The sequence below is a fragment of the Dehalobacterium formicoaceticum genome, assembly GCF_002224645.1.
GTDB classification, from domain to species: domain Bacteria; phylum Bacillota; class Dehalobacteriia; order Dehalobacteriales; family Dehalobacteriaceae; genus Dehalobacterium; species Dehalobacterium formicoaceticum.
The window spans coordinates 2,521,237-2,544,971 of the sequence record NZ_CP022121.1 but is presented as its reverse complement, the minus strand read 5'-3'; the positions used below and the strand labels follow the sequence as shown (position 1 = coordinate 2,544,971).

Genomic DNA, 23,735 nt, shown 5'->3' with positions numbered 1-23,735 from the left:
GCTAAAAATAAAACCCCCATGCCGAAGCTTGGGGGTTTTTTCGATTTACTTAGGCCTACTTAGGCGAGAAGCATGCGGTCGTTATTGATGGAATCTCCGCTTGCCCGTTCAAACATTTTCAATAAGTCATCCACACTGGTATTTTGCTTTTCCTTGGCTTTCAGGTCAAGGATAATCCTTCCTTCATGCATCATAATGGTACGATTTCCGTATTTCAGGGCATCTCGCATGTTATGAGTGACCATAAGAGTTGTCAGGTCATGGGTATTAATGATTTTTTCTGTCAACTCCAAAACCTTTCCCGCAGTTTTGGGGTCAAGGGCTGCCGAGTGTTCATCCAACAGAAGCAGCTTGGGGCTAATGATGGTGGCCATTAATAATGTCAGTGCCTGACGCTGCCCACCCGACAACAACCCCACCTTGGCCTTTAACCGGTTTTCCAAGCCCAGTTCCAGCTGAGCCAGATGGTCACGGTAAAGATCCAATTCTTTTTTGGCAATGCCCCATCTGAGACTTCTCTTCTTTCCTCGACGGAAGGCCATGGAAAGATTCTCTTCGATGGTCATGGAAGCGGCCGTGCCCAACATCGGATCCTGAAAAACCCGGCTGATAAATTTCGCCCTTTCATGTTCCCTGCATTTATTGATGGTTACGCCATCCAAGGTAATGTTCCCTCGGTCTACAGGAAAAACCCGGCAATAATATTTAAAAGAGTGGATTTTCCTGCCCCGTTTCCTCCGATCACCGTGACAAAATCCCCTGGTTCCAAATGTAAATCTACTCCGTTTAAAGCAGGTTTTTCATTGACACTTCCGGCATTGAAGGTTTTATAAATATTTTTTAACTTAAGCATTATCTTCACTCCTTTTGGAGGCGAGCAAATTCCGTATCTTTTCTTTTAAAATAGGTGAAGCCAAAGCCAGGGTTACGATTAATGCGGTTAAAAGCCGAAGATCATTTGGGTTCAAGCCCATCTGCAATACCCCGGCCACCACCATACGATAGACAAGGGAACCTAAGACCACGGCAATTAAAGTACGTATGACGCTTTTTGTCCCAAAGAGCACCTCACCGATAATAACCGAAGCCAGACCAACGACAATCGTCCCGATTCCCATACCCACATCAGCGAAATTCTGATATTGAGCTACCAAAGCACCGGATAAAGCCACCAGGGCATTGCTAAGGCTGAGGCCGATAATTTTCATGACATTGGTATTTGCGCCCAGGCTTCTGATCATTTGGGGATTATCACCGGTGGCTCGCATGGCAAGACCTATTTCTGTATTGAGAAACAACCATAAAATTACCACTACCGCTGCGGCAACGAAAATACCCATGACCAGCACGGACCAATCTTCCGGTACCCCCATTGCCGTGATCTTACTGATCACCGTATCCAGACGTAAAAGGGAAATATTCGCCTTCCCTATGATGCGCAGATTAATGGAGTAAAGGGCAATCATACTGAGAATACCGGAAAGGAGCGGGGCAATACGAAACTGGGTATGAAGAATTCCGGTAATCACCCCGGCAATGGCACCGCTGAAGATGGCTAACAAAGTGGCAAGAACCGGATCATAACCGTCAAAAATTAGTCTGGCAGCCATGGCTGCGCCCAAGGTGAAACTGCCTTCTACTGTTAAATCGGCATAGTCCAGTACCCGGTAAGTCATATAAATACCTAAAACCATCAGCGACCAGAGCAGCCCTTGTTCTACTGTCCCCAAAAAAATACTAAGATACATTTTCAGTAATCCTTATCTTAATAATAGATCTTAATAATTGATTTTAATCAATAATCCTTTCGGCTTGATTCAAAACTTCCTGAGGAACGGTCACGCCCATCCTTTCTGCCGCACCCTTGTTGATAATAATTTTAAAATCCGGGAGGCCTTCGATGGGCATCTCCGCCGTATTCTCACCATTAATAACTTTTATTGCCATGGCACCGGTCATACGGCCCAGTTCATAATAATCAATACCCATCGCCCCCAGGGCACCATCATCCACCATATCTTCTACACTGACAAAGAAAGGGATTTGATTTTTTTCTGCTACAGAAACGACACTGGGCATGGAAGACGCCACATTATTGTCGGAAGGTGCATATATGGCATCAACTTTTCCCACCAATGATTGAGCGGCCTGCATAACCTCCGCACTGTTGGAAATAGTGGCCTCCACGATTTCCAAATCCATGTCTTTAGCAGCTTCCTTCACCATTTCAACCTGCACCTGAGAATTTACTTCACTGGAATTATAGATGACACCAATCTTTTTGGCATCCGGTACAATTTTCTTAAGGAGCTCAAACTGATCTTTGGCTGGAGCCAAATCAGTGGTACCGGTCACATTTCCTCCCGGTTTTTCATTACTGTCTACCAATTTTGCCGTTACCGGGTCGGTGACAGCGGTGATTAAAATGGGAATATCCTCCGTGGCACCGGCCATGGCAATAGCGGATGGAGTTGCGATCGCCAAAACCATATCTACCCGGTCTGCAACAAACTTGTTGGCTATGGTTTGGAGATTAGACTGATCTCCCTGGGCATTATGATAGTCGACGGTAAGATTTTCACCGTCTTTATATCCGTTTTCCGCTAAAACATCCAAAAAACCCTTACGGGAGGCATCCAGCGCCGCATGTTCCGAGATTTGGATGATACCTAATTTTATATTCTTATCTGCACTTTCTTTCTCGTTGCCGGTTCCCTGAGACTGTTCGTTGTTATTCCCGCATCCTGCAATTGTAAGAGATAATATCATAATCAAGCTAATGATCCAGATAATTTTTTTCATTTTTAATTGCCCCCTCATTTTTCAGATAAAAAATTAACACCGTTTAATACTCAAATAATATTCAAAAACAGCAGCCAAATTAATCAATTAGCCAATATGCCTATTAGCTAAAATTTACCATAAAAAAAGCACCTCTTCGTCTAAAGGGACGGAAAAGTGCACCGCGGTACCACCCAAATTGGTTAAAAACCCACTCATCAAAGTACAGGAATCACAGCCTCACTACTGCAACGCAATAACCAACCAAAAAGCTAACCCCAAAAAAGTAAAAAAACTTCTGTCCGCAAGACAAAAGCCTATCACCACTTGAGGTTGTTTTTAAGTAAGGAGTAATACAGAGTGCTGCGACCCGATACCCTTTTTCTATAACGGGAAAACCCGACAACAACTATAACCCTAAATAGATATTTAGAGCTTCACTGTGCAGTTCAGGAGGGAATTTCAGTAAATGCTTATCTTTAAGATGCTTTCAGTCCCCGGCATCCTTTCCCTGTCAAAGCGCTGCATTAACCTACTTGTCTCCGTCATTACTTTTTACATTTAATTTTAAAAATCTTTAAAAAATTGTTATCATACTATCATTAAAATTAATTCTTGGCAATAGGAATTTTTAGCTATCATTTTCAATTAATTCAGGAACCCTCCCCGAATTTACCGTTACCGAATTTACCAAATTTCCTCTTGACAAGATGGAAGCTTAATGATATTGTTCTACTTAACTTAAAAATCCCATTAAACCTATGAACAAGAATAGTAGGAATGATAAAATGCACTCAGAGAGCCACTAGCCGGTGAGAATGTGGTTGCTAAAATTATTCTGAATGGACTTGTGAGGGAAGCCCGAAATTATAAAAGTAGGCGTTTACGGGGGCCCTGCCCGTTATCAGCTGGGTGCATATGATTGTATGCAAAAATGAGTGGGCGATTTATCGTCAATTTGGGTGGTACCACAGAAGCTAAAGCTTTTGTCCCTATTTTTAGGGATGAAGGCTTTTTTGTATTTTAGAAAGGATATATATTTAAATTTTCTCGATTTGTCTATTTCTTTATTTCCTTGGATTTTTTAGAAAAAGGAGTTGACTAACATGTCAAAAGGAAGATTTGGCATCCACGGCGGACAATACATTCCGGAAACCCTGATGAATGCCGTAATTGAGCTGGAAGAGTCATATCGTCAGTATAAGGATGATCCGGAATTTATCGGGGAACTTACGGAACTGCTGAATAATTATGCCGGACGGCCATCATTGCTTTTTTATGCAGAAAGGATGACGGAGGATTTAGGCGGCCCCAAAATCTATCTTAAACGGGAGGATCTTAATCATACCGGATCCCATAAAATCAACAATGTGCTGGGCCAGGTACTTCTCGCGAAACGCATGGGTAAAACCCGGGTCATCGCCGAGACCGGGGCGGGACAGCATGGTGTTGCCACTGCAACCGCTGCGGCAATCATGGGTATGAAATGCGAAATATTCATGGGCAAAGAAGATGCAGACCGGCAGATCCTCAATGTTTTCCGTATGGAACTATTAGGTGCCAAGGTACATGTGGTGCAAAGCGGCACCCAAACCTTAAAGGATGCGGTCAATGAAACGATGCGGGAATGGACCGAGCGGGTAAAGGATACCCACTATGTGCTGGGGTCGGTCATGGGTCCACATCCCTTCCCCACCATAGTTCGGGATTTTCAAAGTATCATTGGCCGTGAAGTTAAAAGGCAGATCATAGAAAAGGAAGGGCGGCTTCCGGATGTGCTCCTCGCCTGTGTTGGGGCGGGAGTAATGCCATGGGACTATTCTATAATTTTATTAATGATGAAAATGTCCGCCTGATTGGCTGCGAGGCTGCCGGACACGGCATTGATACCGATAAGACGGCTGCAACCATTGCAAAGGGCACCGTGGGCATTTTCCATGGAATGAAATCTTACTTCTGTCAGGATCAATACGGTCAGATTGCACCGGTTTATTCCATCTCGGCGGGCTTGGATTATCCCGGCATCGGACCGGAGCATGCGGCTCTCTATGATACGGGCCGGGCAGAATATGTGCCGGTGACAGATGATGAAGCGGTAGAGGCATTCCGCTATCTTGCCCTTACCGAAGGGATTATCCCGGCCATTGAGAGCGCCCATGCAGTTGCCTATGCTCAAAAACTAGCACCCCAGATGAGTCCTGATCAAGTGATGGTGATCTGCCTTTCCGGAAGAGGCGATAAAGACGTTGCGGCGATAGCACGTTATCAGGGGGTGAATATCTATGAATAAATTAGCCCAGGTTTTTGCAAACGGTAAGTCATTTATTCCTTTTATCACGGCAGGTGATCCCGATTTGGAGGTAACTGAAGAATTAGTGTATCAGATGGCAGCGGCGGGAGCAGATTTAATAGAGCTGGGTATTCCTTTTTCTGATCCTGTTGCCGAAGGAGCGGTCATCCAGGCTGCTGATCAACGTGCCCTGGAGAGCGGAACAACAACAGATAAAATATTTGTCATGCTGAACCGCATCCGAAGATCATGTTCTGTGCCCATCGCTTTTATGACTTATGTCAATCCCATTGTTGTTTATGGGACGGAAAGATTTATGAGGAATTGTCAGGAGGTGGGCGTCGACGCCGTCATTGTTCCGGATGTCCCTTATGAAGAAAAAGGTGAACTGGAGCCTTGGGCCATAAAACATAATGTTCATTTGATTTCCATGATTGCGCCTACATCCAGGGAACGTATTCGCATGATTGCCGGTGAAGCACAAGGATTTGTATATTGTGTATCATCATTAGGAGTAACCGGAGTACGCAAGAAAATCGGCGGCGATGTGGCAGAAATGATAAAACTTGTCAAGGAGACTAAGGATATTCCCTGTGCCATTGGTTTTGGGATTTCTACACCGGAACAGGCCGCTATGATGGCTGAATTTTCCGATGGGGTAATTGTAGGCAGCGCCATCGTCAAAATTGTGGAGAAATACGGTGCAGCATGCGTCCCCCATGTGGCCCAATATGTACGAACCATGAAGGATGCAATCATGATGAATACAATGAACTCATTCAGCAAAAGCTGAATATCGGGGCTTCAGATGGAGAATCTACCTTTCTTGATGTAATAAATGGAACTCCCGCTTATAGAAGTGGGAGTTCCGGAATTTCTTAAAAAATTAATTCTTCCTGCTTTGAAACAAACAATTGTTCCAGCATGATTTTTGACTGCTGCAAGGAGTTTGACCGCAGGATCCGGCTGATCCGGTTGAACCGCTTGGTAACAATAGTTGCAGCATGCCCTCTGACAGGTCTTTGCCGATAATTACGACGATACCGGGGCCTTCGTAGGAAGAGGGTTCAATTTCACCCCGACCATAGAGATAGTTTACTTTAACCTTGCCCGACGGGGTGTTCAAGAAGCCCTTGGCACGAAAAACGCTACCGCCGCTGCCCCCGGCCAGATTTTGAAATAGTTCATTGATTTCCTGCTCTGTCCAGGTTTTGTCTGTTCTAAAGGTGCTGGACTGTAATCCGTTATTATCCAGTTCCATACGTACCTTCTCCAAGGCTGCGATATCAATCTTTTTCATTTTCAGAAATATCTTGTAAATTTCCTCCTTTCCTTCTTTTGAACCTTGTGATAAAAGTTCTTGAAGGTTGGACGGCACAATCTGCCAGGAAACACCAAATTGATCCTTGAGCCAGCCGCATTGCTCTGCTTCGGGCACGGTTGATAGCTTTTCCCAATAATAATCAATTTCCTTTTGGTTTTGACAAAGCACCATCAGGGAAAATGCTTCATTAAAGGTGAAATCCATATCGTAGCCATGATCCATCGCCGAAAAGTTTATGCCGCACAGCTTGAACGATGCAAAATTTACTTGCGCTTGAGCTGACTGGGCTTCCCCGGGGCCATATCTGCTAATGGTATCTATTTCTGAATTTTCGAAAACCTCTGTATAATATTTCACGGCTGCTTCTGCTTTGCCGTTGGCAGTGTTTGAAAAAAGCATATTTGGGGTAATTTTCTGACTAATCTTTTGTGCGCCTTGTTCTTGGTCAACAAGCATCAACTGCCAGGAAAGGCCATAACGATCCTGTATCCATCCATACCACTTACTGAAGGGATATTCCCCAAGGGGCATTAATGCACTGCCCCCAACTGATAGCGCTTTCCATTTATCATTGACCTCATCTACAGAGTCACAGGCAACCATCAAAGAAATCGATGGGTTAAATTTGAAAAAAGGGCCTGCACTAATTGCAGAGAAAGGCTGACCGGCCAGTTGAAAATTCACTGTTTCCGCATCTCCTGACGGGGTCCCTTCCCAGACTGTTATATCCAAAAGACGGGAATCTTCAAATAAGCTGATGTAAAACAAAGCTGCTTCCTTTGCTTCTTTGTCATACCATAAGTGAGGAATAATTTTATTCATTTGATTCACCTCCTTATACTATTTTACCCCACTCCCCAAATTCTTGACAAGAATTTTTCCCGTCGCGTCTTTACCGGTGATTCGGAACACATACTCATCCGTTTCTGAAACAGTAATGGTAAATATGCCGGACGCCAAATTGTTACCCGTATAAGGTTCGCTTCCGTTTTTACCGCTGACCGTAAGCGCGATCTTACCGCTATCGCGGGAGACTTCCACTTGCAGCACATCGCCCTCGGTGAGGGACAGTTCATAATTGGTTTCAGCATTAAACTGCGTCAAGTCCATTGTGAAGCCCGTGCCGTTTAGATTCTCAAGGATCATGATGCCGTTTGGCACGGCGCAAGCCGAAAGCAAAAGCATGGCCGCAAGGATAATTCCTGCGCTTAGTTTTCTAAAAAGCATGATAATACCTCCTCTACAAATCTATCCCGTTCGTTGATCCACGGGCTGTGACCGGAATGCTCAAACCATACAATTTCTTTGTCGGGCGCGTCCAGCACCTGCTCGTATTCCTCAACCAACACTGTAGGTGCATTGATATCGTATCGCCCCAAGAAGAAATAGACCGGAACAGCCAGCTTTGTGTAGTCCGTTCTCAGATCGATGGTATAAAGTTGTTGATACACATGATTGTATGTGTTAACGATACCGCGGAAAAAGTTGATTTTATCAAGTAGCCCATATTCAGGAGAACCGATATCCCGAAAGGTGTTATAGCCGGGATTGTGAATTTTGGGGTTGCTTGACATATATTGACTGAGATAATTCAAATACACCGCACTTTTCCATGTAACATCCTTGCCGTAATATGGCGGCTCACCATTTGCCACAAGCCTCTCAACAAGGGGAGTATCTCCGCTATTTTCAGCGACTTCCATCGCCTTCGCATAATCCAGCCGCTCGGTTTCGGTAAAATCAATCATCTGCCCTGTTCCGATCAAAGCATGATAAGACTCTGGATATTTGTCCACCAAAAAAATCCCCAATGCACTTCCCCAGGATTCACCGATCAGATAGATCTTCTCCTTTGAAAAGCGCTCCTTCAGGTATTCGGTCAGGGTGTGACCGTCCTGAATATAAGTATCGACAGTGATGTTCCCAGTCTTTTCGGCATCATAGGACTTACCGGAACCGGGCTGATCCCAGTTGACTACGACAAAATACTTCTCCAACTCTGCAAGTTCATGGCGTACCGCCGCCATTTGCGTTCCACCGGGGCCGCCTGCTAAAAAGAGCAGCACAGGTTTTGTCTTGTCCCAACCCCGCAGACTAATCCATTGCTTCCTGCCGTTCAACTCAAGCTCGGTCAGTTCTGCAATGCTGTCTTCAGCATCAATGGGGGGCGTGGACGCGGCGAATTGCGTAAAGGTGACAAATCCTAAGTTTAATATCATCACCACGGCGAGGAACAACGCTATCTTTTTTAAGCGAGTGACCTGCTTCGGATTCGCCTTGTTCCGGATCCGTGGGATGAGGCGATAGACTAACAGGAGCAGCACCCCAGTAAACGCGATGACCATCAGAGCGGTTAGAATAAGAAATATGATTACTTGAGTCATGACAAGACCTCCTTTATTTTGATATATACACTTTCAAGTGCGTTGCCCATCAGCGGCACATCGGTGATGCGGCTATCCTTCAGTGATAGCCTGTTTTGCTCTATCAGGTGTTTGATAATATTCAGCCTTTCAGCTTCGTCCAGCGGTTCGCGGAAAATGAGTGAGCCGCCGGATTTTAGGGATTTCACTAAAGCAAGGATAACCGTTCTTAAATCGTCTTCTGAAATATCATGCAAAACAAAATGGCAGTAGACCATATCAAAGCTATCCTCCGGCAAGCCCAGGGCTTCTGCGTGAAGAAAGGAGACATTCCCATATCTCCGCAAGGTTCTGCGACAAGTGTTCAGCCATCGCTCGGAAATATCCAAGCAAGTCAGATGTCCGTGGGGCAGCCGCCCCGCGACGTAATATGCAACCGTCCCCATGCCGCAGACAAAATCCAACACCTGCTCCCCACCATAGAGAGGCAGACGATCAGCGAATGCCTTGTAGACCGGTTTGCCGTAAAGCAGAAAGGCGAGCTTGGTCAGAAGCATCTCTAAACGTGCCGGTTCATGCTGCATCATTCATCCATCACCTCTCAATTCCTCGTCGGCAAGATTAGTAGTTCCGTTTTTCACATCCTCCATCATGATTTTTAAAACCTTTCTTAATAATTTTCCATGCCTCTTTAAATTTCCATCTTTGCTTTGGGAAACATAGCAGCATAAAGGAAAGAAGTATTAAAAGTATTACCGAACTGTGTTCCAGTGCCATAATGACCCCCCTAATATAAAATCAGCTGTATTTCAAGCTCATTGCCATCATAGCAATCGAACCTGTCATACAGCTGAATCAAACCTTAAATCTACCTTAAATCTTGGGGATTGTAATCCTGAAAGTACAACCCTTATCGCTGCCTTTGAATAGTGTTAAATCACCACCATGTGCCTCGACAATTTTTTTCGCTATAGAAAGCCCTAAGCCGCTGCCGCCGGTTTCGGAGTTGCGGGAATCGTCCACCCGGACAAAGGGCTTAAAAATATCATGTGTCAGATGTGCGGGAATCCCAATTCCGTCGTCACCAAAATCAATCATTGCCTGATTATTTTCCACAGTCAGACTTACGGTAACTGTTGTTCCCTGCCCGTTATAGCGCAATGTGTTGCTTGCAAGATTTTGAATGATACGACTGAAACGCTCTGAGTCCAGTAGGACAAAAACACTTTCTTCGGGAATATTGAACTCATATTCAAATCCTGCCCGCTCTAATTGTGGCACAAGCTCGCCGCATAGCTGACGGAGAGCCTCGCAGAGATCTGTCTTTTCCCTCTTTAAGGAAAACTCCGGGCTATCCATTTGGGAAAGCTCAAACAGCTCGGTGAGCAGCCTGTTTGCCCTTTGACTGTTTTGATGAATGATTTGAAGGTATCCATCACGTTCCTGCTCGCTCATATCCGATTTTTGACAAAGAAGCTCCGCATAGCCCTGTATGCTGGACATAGGATTTTTAAGGTCGTGGGAGATGTCTAGAATCAGCCGCCGCCTGTCCTCCTCCGATTTCTTGCGCAGGGAAATCTCACGCTCAATCCGGGCGGCCATGTCGTTAAAGGTATTTTGCAGCTCGGCAAACTCATTTTTTAGGCGCAATTCCACCCGCGCGGAATAATCGCCCTCCCGTAAAAGCCTTGTACCGTCACAGAGCTTTCGCAGGGGAACGGTAATTTGCGAAGCGGTAATTTTTGAATAAATAGCGGTAAGTGCGGCAAGCAATAGGAGATACACGACAATCACCGCGCCAAAAATAAGTGCGGCTTTTCCGAAATCTCCATTCGCGGCTTTGTTGTTCATTGTGAAGGCAAAATCAATCCGTATGGAAGCGGGAAAGGTAACAATCAACCAGAATTCACCTTGCGGGTTATACAGAATATCGTGGTGGAAAGGCGTATCCTTGCTTTTGCTCCGTACCAAAAAATTCGTAAACTCACCGGCGGTCAATTGTTTTTGAGGTATCGCATCCTCGCCTTCCGAGAGCACTACCCGATATTCTTTATCAATCACTTGCACACTACCGCCGTTTTGCACGATCGGAGCGGCATCGATTTGCTTATAATCGTCCTGCATAATCGCACTTGCAGGGTATTTGTTTTTAGCAAAGGTGTTTGATGCAAGTTGACTGGCGAATGACAGTAACAAAACAGCCAGCACCGTCGCCAAAAAGACCAGGAAAAGTACAACCAGATAATGGGCAAAGAATTGATTGGAGATTTTTTTCTTCATGACGTTTCGTTTAGATAATGTAGCTTATAACCGATGCCGCGAATGGTTTTCAAATACTTTGGCTTATGTGGATCGTCCTCAATCCGGCTTCGGATTCGGCTGATATGCACCATCACAGTGTTGCCGTCATAATAAAATTCCTCATCCCACACTGCTTGATAAAGTTGTCGTTTTGTGAAAACCCGCTCCGGGTTCTCCATAAAGTACAGAAGCAGTTTGTATTCCTTTGCGCCAAACTCGATTGGATTTCCGTCCTTAAAGACGCAGCATTTTTCTTTGTCGATGGATAAATGTCCGTATGTAATTGCGGCAGCGGTTTGTTCCTTCGGCGACAGATATTCGTTACTCCGGCGCAGCAGCGCTCTTACACGGGCTATCAACTCGGCAACGGAAAATGGCTTCCCGAGATAGTCATCCGCGCCGAGTCCAAGCCCCAAAACCTTGTCCATGTCATCCGTTCGTGCAGTCAAGAAGATGACGGGGATGGTGCTGTGTTCCCGTATTTTTCGCAGAAGATTGAAACCGTCCATCACCGGCATCATCACATCGAGGATAGCCAGATCGATGTCTTGTGCCGTCAGGATGTCCCATGCTTCTTTGCCGTTCTGTGCCGCCAGGACGGTGTAGCCGTTTTCCTCAAGGCTTATTTTTATTAAATTTCGGATGTCAATCTCATCATCCGCGATTAGGATTTTCATATAATTTTTGCTCCTCCCGACTGTGATATATAAGCCGACATGCTGTTCTATTTGAACTTTATCTTCTTCTCTATCGGCAAAAAGCGGGATATACACATCATCGCCGAAGGAGAATTCGATTCTGACTACTTGATCGGAATTTAGTTTTGAAGGGAAGGAGCAGCTAAATACACCTCGGCCGAACCCCACTTATTGTATAAAATACCTTCGAAGGTATTGATATACTGTTGAATAAAGCCATCAGCTATTTTTGCGGACTTACCCCCGCTAATTTTAAATATGCCCGCGTCATAAGATTTGTTGATAAAATAAGTGCCGGACTGATTAATTAAGATATCGTCTGCTACGATATCGCTGAGTTTTTCCCCAGCTTCCGTTACCGTATTGAAATGATACAGCCCGGCTTCGCCAGTAACCGTATAATAGACCTGGTTGTCATAAACCTTGATCATTTCAAGGTTTCTATCCACCAAGACCCTGGCGTTATTACCGTCAAAATCCGACTTCATCAATTTCCCGTTCGTAAATTCCTGATAAACAATACCATCGGTAACCAGCCAGAACTTATTCACTTCTATGGGCAGAATTGTTTGCGTATTATCTGTAGTATCGATTTTCACCACATTCCTGTTGTCTTTTTTTGCCATCTGCTCATAAAGCATGGAATAGATATAGTTATCTTTTACTGCCAGACCTTCCATATCGGTGGAAACGCCGAGAGAAGTGAAGTTTACCGTTGTCTTCCTGATAAGATCATAGGTAAAGCCATCCAACGCGATATTGGACACGGGCTCATCTTTGGTCAGATCAAGATAAGATAAATTATTTTCCGTCATCCCCATACCATCCATACTGGTATAATATAACTTTGTACCAACTAGTGCGATAGATGACAGTAATTTAGGATAACCAACCTGCACCAAGCTATTATTTACCAGGCGGTAAATCGCGTCACCGCCCATCGTTCCATCTCCACTATGTAGTATCACAAAAATATTTTGGCCTAAATGGATGACACCACCAAACCAGCCCTCGTGATCCAAAGACCAGCCCACATTATCCGCAGATAAGGAACAAACCTCCGCCGAGGTGTTGGTGGCAAAATCCAGCCGGTAAAGCTTTGTTTCGGTCCCGATCCTTGTAGGATAGTAAAGGCTGTCACCTATTACGCTTTTGCCTTCAAGGCTGTAAGGCATACTAATCTCAGGTTCTCCCGCCAAATTAATTTTGCTGGTCTCCCCGTTTTTATAATAATACAGCTCTGTTACATAATTATCTTTCGCGTCAAAATAGCCCTTTAAAGCATAGTATCCGTCATGATATATGGCTACCGGTACGGGCTTATCATCAACATCCAGGCCGCAGGTGCTTAATTGATTTTTCGCTTTACTCAACACTTCCTGAGTTTTAGCACTGGATAGATCAATAGGAACCTGGCTGATGATGACCGTATCGTCTAACCAAGAAACTTCCCGGTTTATTGCCTCGCTGATGGCCCGAAGGGGTAATACAATCCTGTCTTCAATCAGCTGCGCCGGCACATCTAAAGCGATGTCCTTCCCGTTTACATGCATGGTCTTACTGCCGACGCTAATAACCACTTTATACTTAGGTTCATGGCTGGTTTCCAAAGTAACCTTATCAGGATTGGCTTCATCCCAACGAATATTCCAATAAACAGCATTTTCTAAATCTGTTAAAGCTGAGGTCACCAAACGGACTGGTACCAATACCCGGTCATTGATACAGTAGTTTTTATAGCTAGATGCGTCATTAAAAGTACGCAGCTCGCCGTTCACAAAAGTATATCCTTTAAAATCAAAAGGAATAAGGGAGCTTCCATTAAAAGCGTTATCCAGGGAAACCGGCTGTTCATTTGTTTCTGCCCCCCAAGCGGGGACGAAGAAAATTAAAATAAGTAATAATCCTAAAACCAATCCACCGCATTTTTTCTTCATAAATTTAAATCCCCTTTCCTGCATAAAGTATAGCTTTAATTAAGGTATCAACATTCTATGAATTGCTTGTTACCTTGATTTACAGCTGTCTTTTCAATTTTCGATAATAATTCCTTGTCAGCTATACTAACAGACGAATGAATGGCAAATTTTGTTCCTTTGATAAATGCTAAAATAAAGTGAAGAAAAAACGCTAAAACTCATGACACCTAGAGTGAACTCATTTTTACTTTCCAGCGTATTGAGATATTCGGTTTCAAAAAGGACACCTACAGGCGAGGTTTAGAGGTGCTTCTGGTGACAGGGAAATGTTCAGAAATAGAAATCGGGTATTTAGAACTAATATCTTGACGGAAAAGTAGTTAAAGCTACAATCAAGATTTTGAACAGTATTGGCTTCAACTGGTATAGTGACGCTGATTTTTTAAAGCAGGGCTTCGTAACCTGGCATAATTGCAGAAGATCTCATAGTAGCTTGGTCTATACGTCCCCCATAGAGTACGAAAGATACCATAGTAACTCGCACATTTTAGTAGCTTAATAGTCAGGGATTTTGCTAGCAGTCAAGGGCTGGCGTTAGCCAGGCGATGCTTTACCCTTTATTGCTTAACCGATACAAACCCTTATGTTAGTTGGTCTTGCAAAGCATGACCAACTGCCTCCCGGCGAAGGCGGGTATGGGTAGAGCTCATAAAAAAGTAAATATTAAGAAATTACTAAATATATAGTAGTCCTATGAAATTAAGAGGAACAGAAGGGCGTGAACCAGTTAGGCTAGAGCAATCCACTGTCTTGCACTGTCGTATATCCTGCTGTGTTAAATAAATTTTAGTTATGGCTTCATTCTGCGATAAACTAAATTGCCAATAAATTGAATTACCTGAACCAAAATAATCAAAATAATAACGGTAAGCCACATTACTTGTTTATTAAAACTTTGGTAACCATATGTCAATGCAACAGAACCAATACCACCTGCACCGACTGCTCCAGCCATAGCGGTGGAACCTAGAATTGCAATTGTAGCCAAAATAATGCCTGAAACTATAGAAGGCAATGCCTCGGAAAACATCACATTAAAAATCACTTGTGCATCCGAAAGACCGAAGGATTTCATTGCCTCAATTAGATCCTCGTCAACCTCCTGAAGAGAATTTTCGATTATCTTTGCAATAAACGCAGTGGCAGCTACCACCAATGGCACAATTGCCGCCTTTACGCCAATGGAAGTTCCAACAATAACTTTGGTAACAGGCAGGATAAATACCACCAAAATGATAAATGGGAAGGAACGGATTACATTAACCAAAAAGCTCAGAATACCGTAAATTAACTTGTTTTGTAGCATACCACCCTTGTTTGTAACTACCAGTACCACAGCTACCAGGAACCCCGCAACGGAACTGATTAGTGTAGAGATAATCAGCATCTGAAAGGTTGCTTCAAATGCGGGAAGCAGAATTTTGACAAAAAATGCTTGCTGATATTCAGTCAAAAAGTCCAACTCGACAGACCCCCTCTTCAACTATGTCACTTGCAGACTCCAATGCTTCATAAGGGTGCCAAATAATTCCTTTTGCTGTTAAATATTCACACACTTTTGGCAAATCAGCTTCCTTGAAATTTAGAATTAAGGAACCCATATGTTTATCTCTATAGTGCTCCATTTTGCCGCTCACCACAGCAAAGTCTACCTTTAATTCCTGTGCCATCACACTGAAGATAGTGCGGGAGATACTATCTTCCAAAATCATAATTTGCAGATTTATCCCTTTATTGGTGAAAAAAGCATCCTCCTCACCCAAGAATCGCCGGAATTTCTCAGGCTGATTTAAAAAGATTTCCTCCACCTTACCGGAAACCACCAGTTTTCCCTTTTCCAGCAGGGATACGTTGTGGCAAACATCTCTGACCACGGCCATTTGATGAGTCACCACTATAATGGTAATTCCCATTTTTTTATTAATCTCATTCAACAATTGCAAAATGGATTGTGTGGTGGTGGGATCCAAGGCAGATGTTGATTCATCACTCAGCAAAATTTTTGGTTCCATTACCAAGGCTCTAGCGATAGCTACACGCTGCTTCTGTCCGCCGGATAAGGTGTTTGGTTTCTGCCCCAATTTATCTGTAATGCCCACAATTTCTGCAAACTCTTTGACTTTAGTATTGATATGTTGTTTATCATATTTCCAGCAACGCATAGGAAATGCGATATTTTCATATACTGTTTTTCTTGACATCAAAGGGAAATGTTGAAAAATCATGGCAACATTTTTGCGGAAATATCGCATTTCCTGTTTGTTTAAAGAATTTACCTCAACCCTATTGACCTTCAAACTGCCCTTACTATATGATTCCAAACCATTTATACAACGCAAAAGAGTAGATTTCCCAGCCCCACTTTTTCCCACCAATCCGTAAATATCACCATCCTTTATGGTCATGTTTATATTTTCCAGCACTTGTAGGTCGCCAAAGGATTTTTGTAATCCTGTAATCTCAATCATATTTTTGCCTCCGCATATTTCACGTTAATATAATGCGGCAGGAAGCCACCTGTCGCTTTCCTGCCGCATTAAATTGAAATGTAAGCAATGTTACTTAACAGGTTCGAAACCGCTTGATGGCTTCACATATGCCCTGGCAGCTTCTGATGTGTATGCAGTCATGATATCCTTGACCCACTGCTCATTTTCATTTGCCGGCATAACACACATTCCAAGGGCATTATCCGGCTCAGGAAAATAGGCAAGTCTATTTTTTGTGGGATCTACTTGATTTGCGGCCATTGTGTTGGATGTCCCCAACAAAAACGTATATTCATCCATATAGGTATATTTCATATGATCAGACTGGACAAATTCATAGTTATGAGGGTTGTCCACAATGTCCAGCACTGAGTACAAGTCTCTCGGCTCACTTGTTAAAGTTATCAGACCTAAAGACTGAAGATTAATAAGATCGCGACTGATATTGGATGCATCAGTGGCAATGCCGACCTTTCCTCCATCTGGAAGGGTTTCCAGGGAATTAGCTTTTACAGAATACAGACCGCCGTAAAACTGATACAGTTTTGGAGAAAGCATGATAATATCGGTTTTCTTGCTGACATTGTATTGATCCATAAACAATTCATGCTGATAAAAGTTTGCATCAAGGGAGCCTTCCACCAATGCTGTATTAGGCGTAAAATAATCGTCAAACACAACGATTTCAACTTCATATCCCATATCTTCCAGCGGAGCTACTCCGGATTCAGCCAAATCGATAGATACCGATGATGTTCCAATTTTTAATGATTTCTTTGCCGGGGTTGTATCTTTCACTGAATTGTTGCCGCTTGAATTAGTGTTTTCAGAGGTATTATTGTTAGAATTGCAAGCTGAGGTAATTACCAGTATTACTGCCAATGCCAGTATGAGGCTAATCTTTGTAATCTTTTTCATTATGTTCCTCCTACCTATAATCATTTTTACAAGCGAAAATTCCGCACCCACCTCTATGTCATGTTCTATTATGCAATAAATATTATCATGTTTCGAACTGGAATCTCGCTATATTTTCGGTTTAAATTAAGCGTGCAGCTTCACCATAAAATATCTACATAAAATTTTCAGGTATCATGGGATACCTGGCACATTTCCGGGCTTCCTCCATAAAAGCGTATGCGTTTTCCATTGGCATGCCATATACCGTGTCACAACCTGTAGCGATAGTATAGCCTCTTGGGCTGTCCCAGGCTTTGCGACAGCAGGTTTTAATAGCCGCTCTTACCATGTCGGTTGTGCCACAATACATTACCTCTACAGGATCTACATTTCCCATCAAATGTACTTGACTACCAATCCGCCTTTTTGCCACAGCAAGATCCACCCTGTTATCCAAACTTATCGTCTTATAACCGCATTCCACGATATCTTCCAGAATTCCGGTAGTGTCACCGCAGATATGGGTTGATAAGTATATGGGACCAAAGCTTTTACAGCCTTCCACAAAGCATTGGCTATATGGCAAAACAAATTCACGAAAATGCTTTTTCGATAGAATGGTACCCGAAACCATAGGATCAGATATCATCATACCGTATCCCTCTCGGACAAATGGTTCCGCTAACAGCAATATAGCCTTAGTAGTAAACTCCAAAAGCCTGTGAACTTGTTCAGGGTACTTTATGATGGCTTTTAAAAGATTTTCAGGTCCGACTAAACCACTGGCGCAAGTAAATGCTCCGGTAAGACCCATTCCACATCCCACTTCATGACCTAATTCATCTTGCAGAATGTGCACCGCTTCGTAACATTTTTTTGCTGTGGGATCTGTCTTTACTGTAACCTTTTCCAAATCCAGCATGGATAAATCCCGAATGTCTTTGATTGGGTGTTCCAAAATAGAACTCGGAAGATGAGGGTCGTCAGATATCTTTGCGCCAAAAGCAACAGCCATTCCATGAAGGCCATAGCTGGCACTGACTCCATCACATCCAAAAGTCTCATAGACCTTTTTTTGAACCCGAGCAATGGAACGACCATCTGCAAATTCCTGTTGTCTGGTCCATCCCAGCATAGCATGGGCAGGTGCACCATAAAACATGTTGATTGGAAAACGATCAACGTCCTCACCTCTTGCTAATGCCGCAGCTCGTTCCAATGGTGTCATCTTATCGTCTTTGTGCATTATAATCCCTCCCAGCTTAATCTTTTTAACATAAATTCAGCACTAAAATTCCATCCCTTTAACAAATAAAGAATCATAACCGTCCAAATGGGATAATTCAATATAGCTGATTTTTTTTGCTATCTTTTCTGCTGCTTCTCTTTCCTCGGAGGAAAGCAAGCAGAGATAGGCACCTGATTTTGAGGTATTTCCTACATAAGTTATTACATTTTCTAATTCCTGAGGAAAGAGTCCTGCGCCCGTTAAGCTTTCCGCCTTTAAATGTGCGCCGAATTGACCGGCAACCATTACCTGATCAATTTCAGAAAAAGTCATCTCGTTCGCCTGGGCCATTGTTTGAATACCGGAAAGGATCGCCCCTTTCGCCAGCTGAACCTGTCTTATATCCTGCTGTGTTAAATAAATTTCATTATCTTGATCAATAATAAAACGTTTTTTTCCTGCCACTCTTTCCACCAAAGGGTGCTCCAACAAGCGTCCGCTTTTATGCAAGATGCCGGTACGCGCCAACTCAGCCACAGCAGAAAGTAACCCGCTGCCGCATAAGCCTGTTGGTTTTGCCTCCCCAATAACTGAAACTTTAACGGCAATATCTTTACCCACACCTACCAGCTGCACATCTTCTATCGCTCCCTTGGCTGCTCTCACCCCACAGCTAATGTTCATCCCTTCTAAAGCAGGGCCGGCTGCACAGGAACAAGCATAAAACTTGCCATTCTTGGAAAGCACCATTTCCCCGTTGGTACCAATATCAATAAAAAGAACGTTCTTGGAAGCATCATGTATTCCGCAAGCCAAGATTCCGGCGGTAATATCTCCCCCAACAAAAGCAGAAACAGCGGGCAGGCAATAAACCAAGCAATGCTCGGACACAGGCAGCTTCAGGTCCTTGGAACCATTCATAACCAAAGGCCCGCTAAAAGCAGTTGCATAAGGGGACTTACCCATTGACGAAGGGTCGATTCCCGCCAAAAGATGAATCATGGTAGCGTTTGCCCCAATGGAAATGTCATAAATATCATGAGGGGTAAGAGGATAATTCCCCCGGCACTGGGTAAGAATCCCTTCGATTAAATTTCTTAAATCTTGCAATATTGTTTTTTGCAGAATTAACGTGCCCTTCGTCTGTGTCATGGCATAATTAATTCTGGTGATTACATCCTGTCCGAAGTTTTTCTGCCCGTTCAGACAGGAGATGCTGGTCAGTTCCTGACCGGTTAACAGGTCAATTAAGCTTGCAACGACAGTGGTTGTTCCGATATCCATCGCCAGACCAAAAAGCCGATTTCTGGTATCCCCTTGTTCCTGGCCAATAACCTCATCACCTGCCATCAGGAGGGTATTTCCATTTTGGTCAAGTGTTTTTGAAATATGAGGTTTTTTGACGAAATCCCTCAGATAGCCATCGCTGACAATTTCACTGATCACTTCTTTGGGCGATAATTCTAAGGTAATATCCGTTTCTACACCATGTAAGCAGGCCAAACGCCATCCTTGGGAAAGCTCCTTCTCGGTAAAAAACTCTTTTTCCGTATTATGTAAAGTAAAATCCTGATTCAAAATTCGCACCTTGCATTTTCCACAACAACCAACGCCGCCGCAAGGGGCATCAATAAGATTCAGATCTGCTAAAAATTGATAAAGATTAGTATTCATATCAGATTTGTAGGAATTAACCCCATCATGAAAATCATTTATAACTACTTGTGGCATTATTTTTCTCCTGCATGTATTTAAGTGATTATCATTGCTGCCTTGCGGCATTTGCCATTTTTTGAACATTTATTAAGGGTGTGGTGGTTGAAAGCCCGCAAGCCGGAGCCAGAATATCTGCTCCCTTAGCCATGGCAAATCGCGCAAGACTTTCCACCTTCTCTGGGGACATGCTTCCTAAAGCATAGCAGTTAACATTGCCCATCACAGCCTTTTCGGGGAGATATGATTTCATTTCCGCGATGGGGACAACAGAATCAAAGCTGAAAACATTGCAATGAAATTCCGGAATAATTTTATAAACTGTTCTTAGGGCACCGCAAATATGAACAATTTTTACAGGAACATCCAGTGCATCAAAACCTCATTGACATATTTTACTGAATAGTCTCTGAACCTCTTCGGACCCAGTATTTCCCCTGTACCGCTGGGTTCGGCAATACAAATAGCATCTGCCCCCGCCTCTATTTGCGCCTTGCCAAAAACAATCAGGTTTTCGACAATGAAATCCAGCAATTTTACCGTATCTGCAGGATTTATATGAAATTCTTTCAGCAAAGCAGACATATCAACCAAGGTACCGGCAATACTCACCGGCCCTGTCATGTTACCAATAATAGGCACTTCAGTGTTTTTTGCTTTTAGAATTTTAATCGCATCAATGACTACTTTTGCCCTGCCTGTATTTACATCCAGGGGCTTTAATAAATCCACCTGGGCAGAAGATTTCAAAGGAGAATCAACAACATGGGGTTCACAGATCAGATTTCCCATGTTCACCTGGGCACCCATAGCCTCAGCCTCTACCGTCATACAAAAGGGTACACCGTAATTTTCAAAGCCCCCTGCTTCATTTAGCGCATAAACAAGACCTGCCATTTTATCCGCATTAACATGAGCTTCCGGCCATAGGCAGTTTGATTTTTCCATAATCTCTTGGAAAACCATATTCATCATGCCACCAGGGCAAATACAAGGCGGTCTATCAGTTTGTTGTTTTTTTGCTGCCGCAAGGAGTCTTTCTTTGGCGGTAAGATGCTGCATTTTTACGCCCCCACCGCTGCTTTTTCCGCACCTAGTAGCCGATTAACTGTTTTAACCGCTTCTACCGCATCACCGGAATAAGCGTCAGCACCGATCTTTTTGGCAAAGGACATGGAAATAGGTGCCCCACCAATGATCACCTTTACCTTTTCTCTAATGCCTGCGGCTTTAAGCAGTTCCACAACTTCACCCATTCCCGGCATGGTAGTGGACATTAATGTAGACATGGCAATGACGTCGGCATCCACTTCCTTTGCTTTATCCACAAAATTTTGCACGGGAACGTCCCTGCCCAAATCATACATTTCATATCCTGCTGTTTCCAGCATAATTTTAACCAGGTTTTTTCCGATATCATGGGTATCCCCTTCTACAACACCAATAACAACCTTATGTTTTTTTTCTGTATCGGTTGTAGGTAAATGGGGACGTAATACGTCCAGACCGTTATACATAACATCTGCGCAAACTAATAATTCCGTAATAAAGTATTCTTCCTCTTCATATAATTTGGATGCTCTTTGCATACCGTCTACCAAACCTTTTAGAATACCATCCAGAGCAGGATATCCCGCTGCAATATATTCTTCGGCCACACCGCTTACTGATTCATCCTTCATATCTACTACACAATCAGAAAGAACTTTTAATAACCCTTCTTGACTTCGCATTTCAGAAACCCTCCTACAATTTTGTTAGATGATTATACAAACTTACTTGTATTTATCGGCATTTTGCCGTAATATCTGGCTGCTTCCATCATGATCAGCATATTTTCCAGTGTTGTTTTAATGGGAATATCACATCCTGTGGAGAAGGTATAGCCCTTTGGGCTGTCATAGGATTTGGCAACGGATTCTTTTACTCCGGCAAAAATTGTTTCTCTATTCCCCAGATAAATAATTTCCACAGGATCTACATTACCCATAATCGGCAAACGATGGCCTACTTTTTCTTTGACAACTGCCATATCAACCCTATTATCTACGCTTAATACATCACAGCCGGTATCAACCATGCTTTCCGTAATTGAAGTAGTATCACCGCAAATATGATAGCAGCCGCCGGAGCCTTTACTGTGGAAATAATCAAACAATTCCTTTGTATAAGGTGCCACAAAACTATCATAAACCTTTTTGCGCAGAATTGTCCCCGAGGCTACAGGATCACAAAGGGTAAAGCCGGCGCCCAATTCTAGAAACCCGTCAAAAACGATTTTTATGGCTTCGGTAGAAAAACGGAGTAAATCATGAAGTTTGTCGGGATTCTTAATGACTGCTTTTAATAAAAACTCAGTGGGGCAAATGGTGGATGCCACTGTAAAAGGTCCGGGAATACTGATGCCTACAGGAACTTCTTTTCCTAACTTGTCTATTAAAATTTCCGTTGCCTCATAGTTTAATTGGAACCAAGGATGATTTTTTCGTTCTACTCGGGATAAATCTAAAGATCCGATGCCATCAAAATTTTTTAGTACATAAGTATCAATGGAAGGAGCATCATCTACCGGATCGGAAAGAGTACTGCCCAGTGCCTGACCAATGCCAAACAAACCATATTCCACAACCAAGCTGTCATGGCCAAATTTTTCATAACAGGCGATTTGAGCTGCTGCCTGATTCTTGGCGTTGCTTCTTTTTTCCTGATGTGTCATCCCGGCAACCTTACCTGCTACCGTTACAAAGAAAGGAACAATGGGCAATCTGTCAAAGTCCTCCCCTTTTGCCATCGCCTGTGCCCGCTCCACAGGTGTCATTTGATCATCTTTATGCATTATTACAACCCCTTTATGAATTAAACTGATAAATACAATGCCTTGATTGTTCCGTGGGACAAAACTCCTTGACTATCTTTGATGCAAGATTGACCGATGATTTTTTCCTTACCGATGGTATTTAGACAGGCCTCTGCATATTTAATATTCTTGGAAAATGGGATTTCCTTCTTCTCTGCCAACTCTAGTCCCAACAGAATTAAGCTTGTTTTCGGACATAGATGAATAATACAGTTTTCATCCGCTAAAGCCGCTGCTTTTTTCAGCAGGGGCAGGTTAAAGTCTTTGGCAATGATCTCAGTATATTTAGGCCCCATAATTCTGACACTACCCACCGGATCCGCATAGGAGATGATATCCACACCGGATTTTTTTGCTTCAACAAAGTAGGGATAAAGATTATCAGCTATGATCCGTAAAATTTTTTCCACCGTTGCGGCATCCTTGCGCCAGGCAACGAAAATTTTCGTAGGATCAATTAATGAGTTTAAAACTGTCATAAATCCGGAAATTTCTAAAACTACCCTTTCTCCTTGAGCTTTAAGGATTTGGCATGCCTTGAGCACTTCCCTGATTCTGCCTTGGCTAAAATCAATATCTGATAAGGTTGTAAGCTCTTCCACAGATTGATAAGCATAGGCAGCCACCCGGGGACCAAATTTTCCATCCATTAAATTAATTAATCCGCCCAATGCCTCCCCTTCCACTGTATGGCAAAAAGGCAGGAGGCAAAGAGGGCTTTCTTCTCAATTTTTTATATACTGGGAAATTCGCGCCATAATTTTACAATCATGATAGCTTTTCGGAAACTCCAGTTGAAAGTCGCTGATCAG

20 protein-coding genes, 3 pseudogenes and 1 other annotated feature are annotated in these 23,735 nt (G+C 43.3%); of the genes and pseudogenes, 2 read left to right on the top strand and 21 right to left on the bottom strand.

What is annotated here, in order from left to right; all coding sequences use genetic code 11:
* Positions 1–59: 59 nt before the first annotated feature.
* From CEQ75_RS12210 to CEQ75_RS12200, 3 genes and pseudogenes are all read right to left on the bottom strand, one after another.
* Positions 60–853, bottom strand: a pseudogene (locus CEQ75_RS12210) (ABC transporter ATP-binding protein).
* Positions 846–1,748 (bottom strand): ABC transporter permease, encoded by a 903-nt coding sequence (locus tag CEQ75_RS12205; protein ID WP_089611001.1) that lies wholly within the window; start codon positions 1,746–1,748, stop codon positions 846–848. Before CEQ75_RS12205 ends, CEQ75_RS12210 begins: the two are co-directional and overlap by 8 nt.
* 43 nt (positions 1,749–1,791) lie before the next feature.
* Positions 1,792–2,802: an ABC transporter substrate-binding protein gene (locus CEQ75_RS12200; RefSeq protein ID WP_089610999.1), complete on the bottom strand. Its 1,011-nt coding sequence runs from the start codon at positions 2,800–2,802 to the stop codon at positions 1,792–1,794.
* 731 nt (positions 2,803–3,533) lie between these two features.
* Positions 3,534–3,778: a binding site (T-box leader), on the top strand.
* Positions 3,779–3,887: 109 nt separating this feature from the next.
* On the opposite strand from CEQ75_RS12200, the pseudogene trpB reads away from it, so the two are divergent.
* A pseudogene (trpB, locus tag CEQ75_RS12195) lies at positions 3,888–5,071 on the top strand (tryptophan synthase subunit beta).
* Positions 5,064–5,864, top strand: coding sequence for a tryptophan synthase subunit alpha (gene trpA / locus CEQ75_RS12190; RefSeq protein ID WP_089610998.1), 801 nt, complete (start codon positions 5,064–5,066; stop codon positions 5,862–5,864). The pseudogene trpB and the gene trpA overlap by 8 nt, the downstream one beginning before the upstream one ends.
* 93 nt (positions 5,865–5,957) lie before the next feature.
* On the opposite strand, the gene CEQ75_RS19020 is transcribed toward trpA, so the two are convergent.
* The 18 genes and pseudogenes from CEQ75_RS19020 to CEQ75_RS12105 form a co-directional block, all read right to left on the bottom strand.
* Complete coding sequence (locus CEQ75_RS19020) at positions 5,958–6,332, bottom strand: CobW C-terminal domain-containing protein (RefSeq protein ID WP_242965474.1); 375 nt, start codon at positions 6,330–6,332, stop codon at positions 5,958–5,960.
* Between the two features lie 6 nt (positions 6,333–6,338).
* Positions 6,339–7,217: pseudogene (locus tag CEQ75_RS12185) on the bottom strand (VOC family protein); the annotation flags it as partial.
* A gap of 18 nt (positions 7,218–7,235) precedes the next feature.
* A complete protein-coding gene (locus tag CEQ75_RS12180; protein WP_089610996.1) occupies positions 7,236–7,622 on the bottom strand; it encodes a hypothetical protein in 387 nt (128 codons plus the stop codon).
* Positions 7,604–8,779 carry an alpha/beta fold hydrolase gene (locus tag CEQ75_RS12175; RefSeq protein ID WP_089610995.1) on the bottom strand — a complete coding sequence of 392 codons (1,176 nt, stop codon included), beginning with the start codon at positions 8,777–8,779 and terminating at the stop codon, positions 7,604–7,606. Before CEQ75_RS12175 ends, CEQ75_RS12180 begins: the two co-directional genes overlap by 19 nt.
* The gene (locus CEQ75_RS12170; protein WP_089610993.1) at positions 8,776–9,345 is read right to left on the bottom strand and encodes a class I SAM-dependent methyltransferase; all 570 of its coding nucleotides are present in this window, start codon (positions 9,343–9,345) and stop codon (positions 8,776–8,778) included. Before CEQ75_RS12170 ends, CEQ75_RS12175 begins: the two co-directional genes overlap by 4 nt.
* 286 nt (positions 9,346–9,631) lie before the next feature.
* On the bottom strand, positions 9,632–11,038 hold the full coding sequence (locus CEQ75_RS12165) for a sensor histidine kinase (RefSeq protein ID WP_089610991.1): 1,407 nt from the start codon (positions 11,036–11,038) through the stop codon (positions 9,632–9,634).
* Positions 11,035–11,736, bottom strand: coding sequence for a response regulator transcription factor (locus CEQ75_RS12160; RefSeq protein ID WP_089610990.1), 702 nt, complete (start codon positions 11,734–11,736; stop codon positions 11,035–11,037). Before CEQ75_RS12160 ends, CEQ75_RS12165 begins: the two co-directional genes overlap by 4 nt.
* Positions 11,737–11,876: 140 nt before the next feature.
* Positions 11,877–13,694, bottom strand: a complete 1,818-nt coding sequence (locus CEQ75_RS12155) for a stalk domain-containing protein (RefSeq protein WP_198306530.1) — start codon at positions 13,692–13,694, stop codon at positions 11,877–11,879.
* Between the two features lie 832 nt (positions 13,695–14,526).
* Positions 14,527–15,123, bottom strand: a complete 597-nt coding sequence (locus tag CEQ75_RS12150) for a methionine ABC transporter permease (RefSeq protein WP_089612618.1) — start codon at positions 15,121–15,123, stop codon at positions 14,527–14,529.
* A 58-nt stretch (positions 15,124–15,181) separates the two neighbouring features.
* The gene (locus tag CEQ75_RS12145) at positions 15,182–16,204 is read right to left on the bottom strand and encodes a methionine ABC transporter ATP-binding protein (protein ID WP_089610986.1); all 1,023 of its coding nucleotides are present in this window, start codon (positions 16,202–16,204) and stop codon (positions 15,182–15,184) included.
* Positions 16,205–16,294: 90 nt separating this feature from the next.
* Complete coding sequence (locus CEQ75_RS12140) at positions 16,295–17,143, bottom strand: MetQ/NlpA family ABC transporter substrate-binding protein (RefSeq protein WP_157677447.1); 849 nt, start codon at positions 17,141–17,143, stop codon at positions 16,295–16,297.
* Between the two features lie 154 nt (positions 17,144–17,297).
* Entirely contained in the window at positions 17,298–18,371 is a 1,074-nt protein-coding gene (locus CEQ75_RS12135; protein WP_089610982.1) for a uroporphyrinogen decarboxylase family protein, read from the bottom strand.
* Between the two features lie 42 nt (positions 18,372–18,413).
* On the bottom strand, positions 18,414–20,084 hold the full coding sequence (locus tag CEQ75_RS12130) for an ASKHA domain-containing protein (protein ID WP_198306529.1): 1,671 nt from the start codon (positions 20,082–20,084) through the stop codon (positions 18,414–18,416).
* A 31-nt stretch (positions 20,085–20,115) separates the two neighbouring features.
* A complete protein-coding gene (locus tag CEQ75_RS19225) occupies positions 20,116–20,376 on the bottom strand; it encodes a uroporphyrinogen decarboxylase family protein (RefSeq protein ID WP_276327736.1) in 261 nt (86 codons plus the stop codon).
* Positions 20,377–20,420: 44 nt separating this feature from the next.
* Positions 20,421–21,128, bottom strand: coding sequence for a uroporphyrinogen decarboxylase family protein (locus CEQ75_RS12120; RefSeq protein WP_089610976.1), 708 nt, complete (start codon positions 21,126–21,128; stop codon positions 20,421–20,423).
* Between the two features lie 2 nt (positions 21,129–21,130).
* Positions 21,131–21,799 carry a corrinoid protein gene (locus tag CEQ75_RS12115; RefSeq protein WP_089610974.1) on the bottom strand — a complete coding sequence of 223 codons (669 nt, stop codon included), beginning with the start codon at positions 21,797–21,799 and terminating at the stop codon, positions 21,131–21,133.
* 32 nt (positions 21,800–21,831) lie between these two features.
* Positions 21,832–22,902: a uroporphyrinogen decarboxylase family protein gene (locus CEQ75_RS12110; RefSeq protein WP_089610972.1), complete on the bottom strand. Its 1,071-nt coding sequence runs from the start codon at positions 22,900–22,902 to the stop codon at positions 21,832–21,834.
* Positions 22,903–22,922: 20 nt separating this feature from the next.
* The gene (locus tag CEQ75_RS12105; protein ID WP_089610970.1) at positions 22,923–23,627 is read right to left on the bottom strand and encodes a uroporphyrinogen decarboxylase family protein; all 705 of its coding nucleotides are present in this window, start codon (positions 23,625–23,627) and stop codon (positions 22,923–22,925) included.
* Between the last annotated feature and the right edge of the window lie 108 nt (positions 23,628–23,735).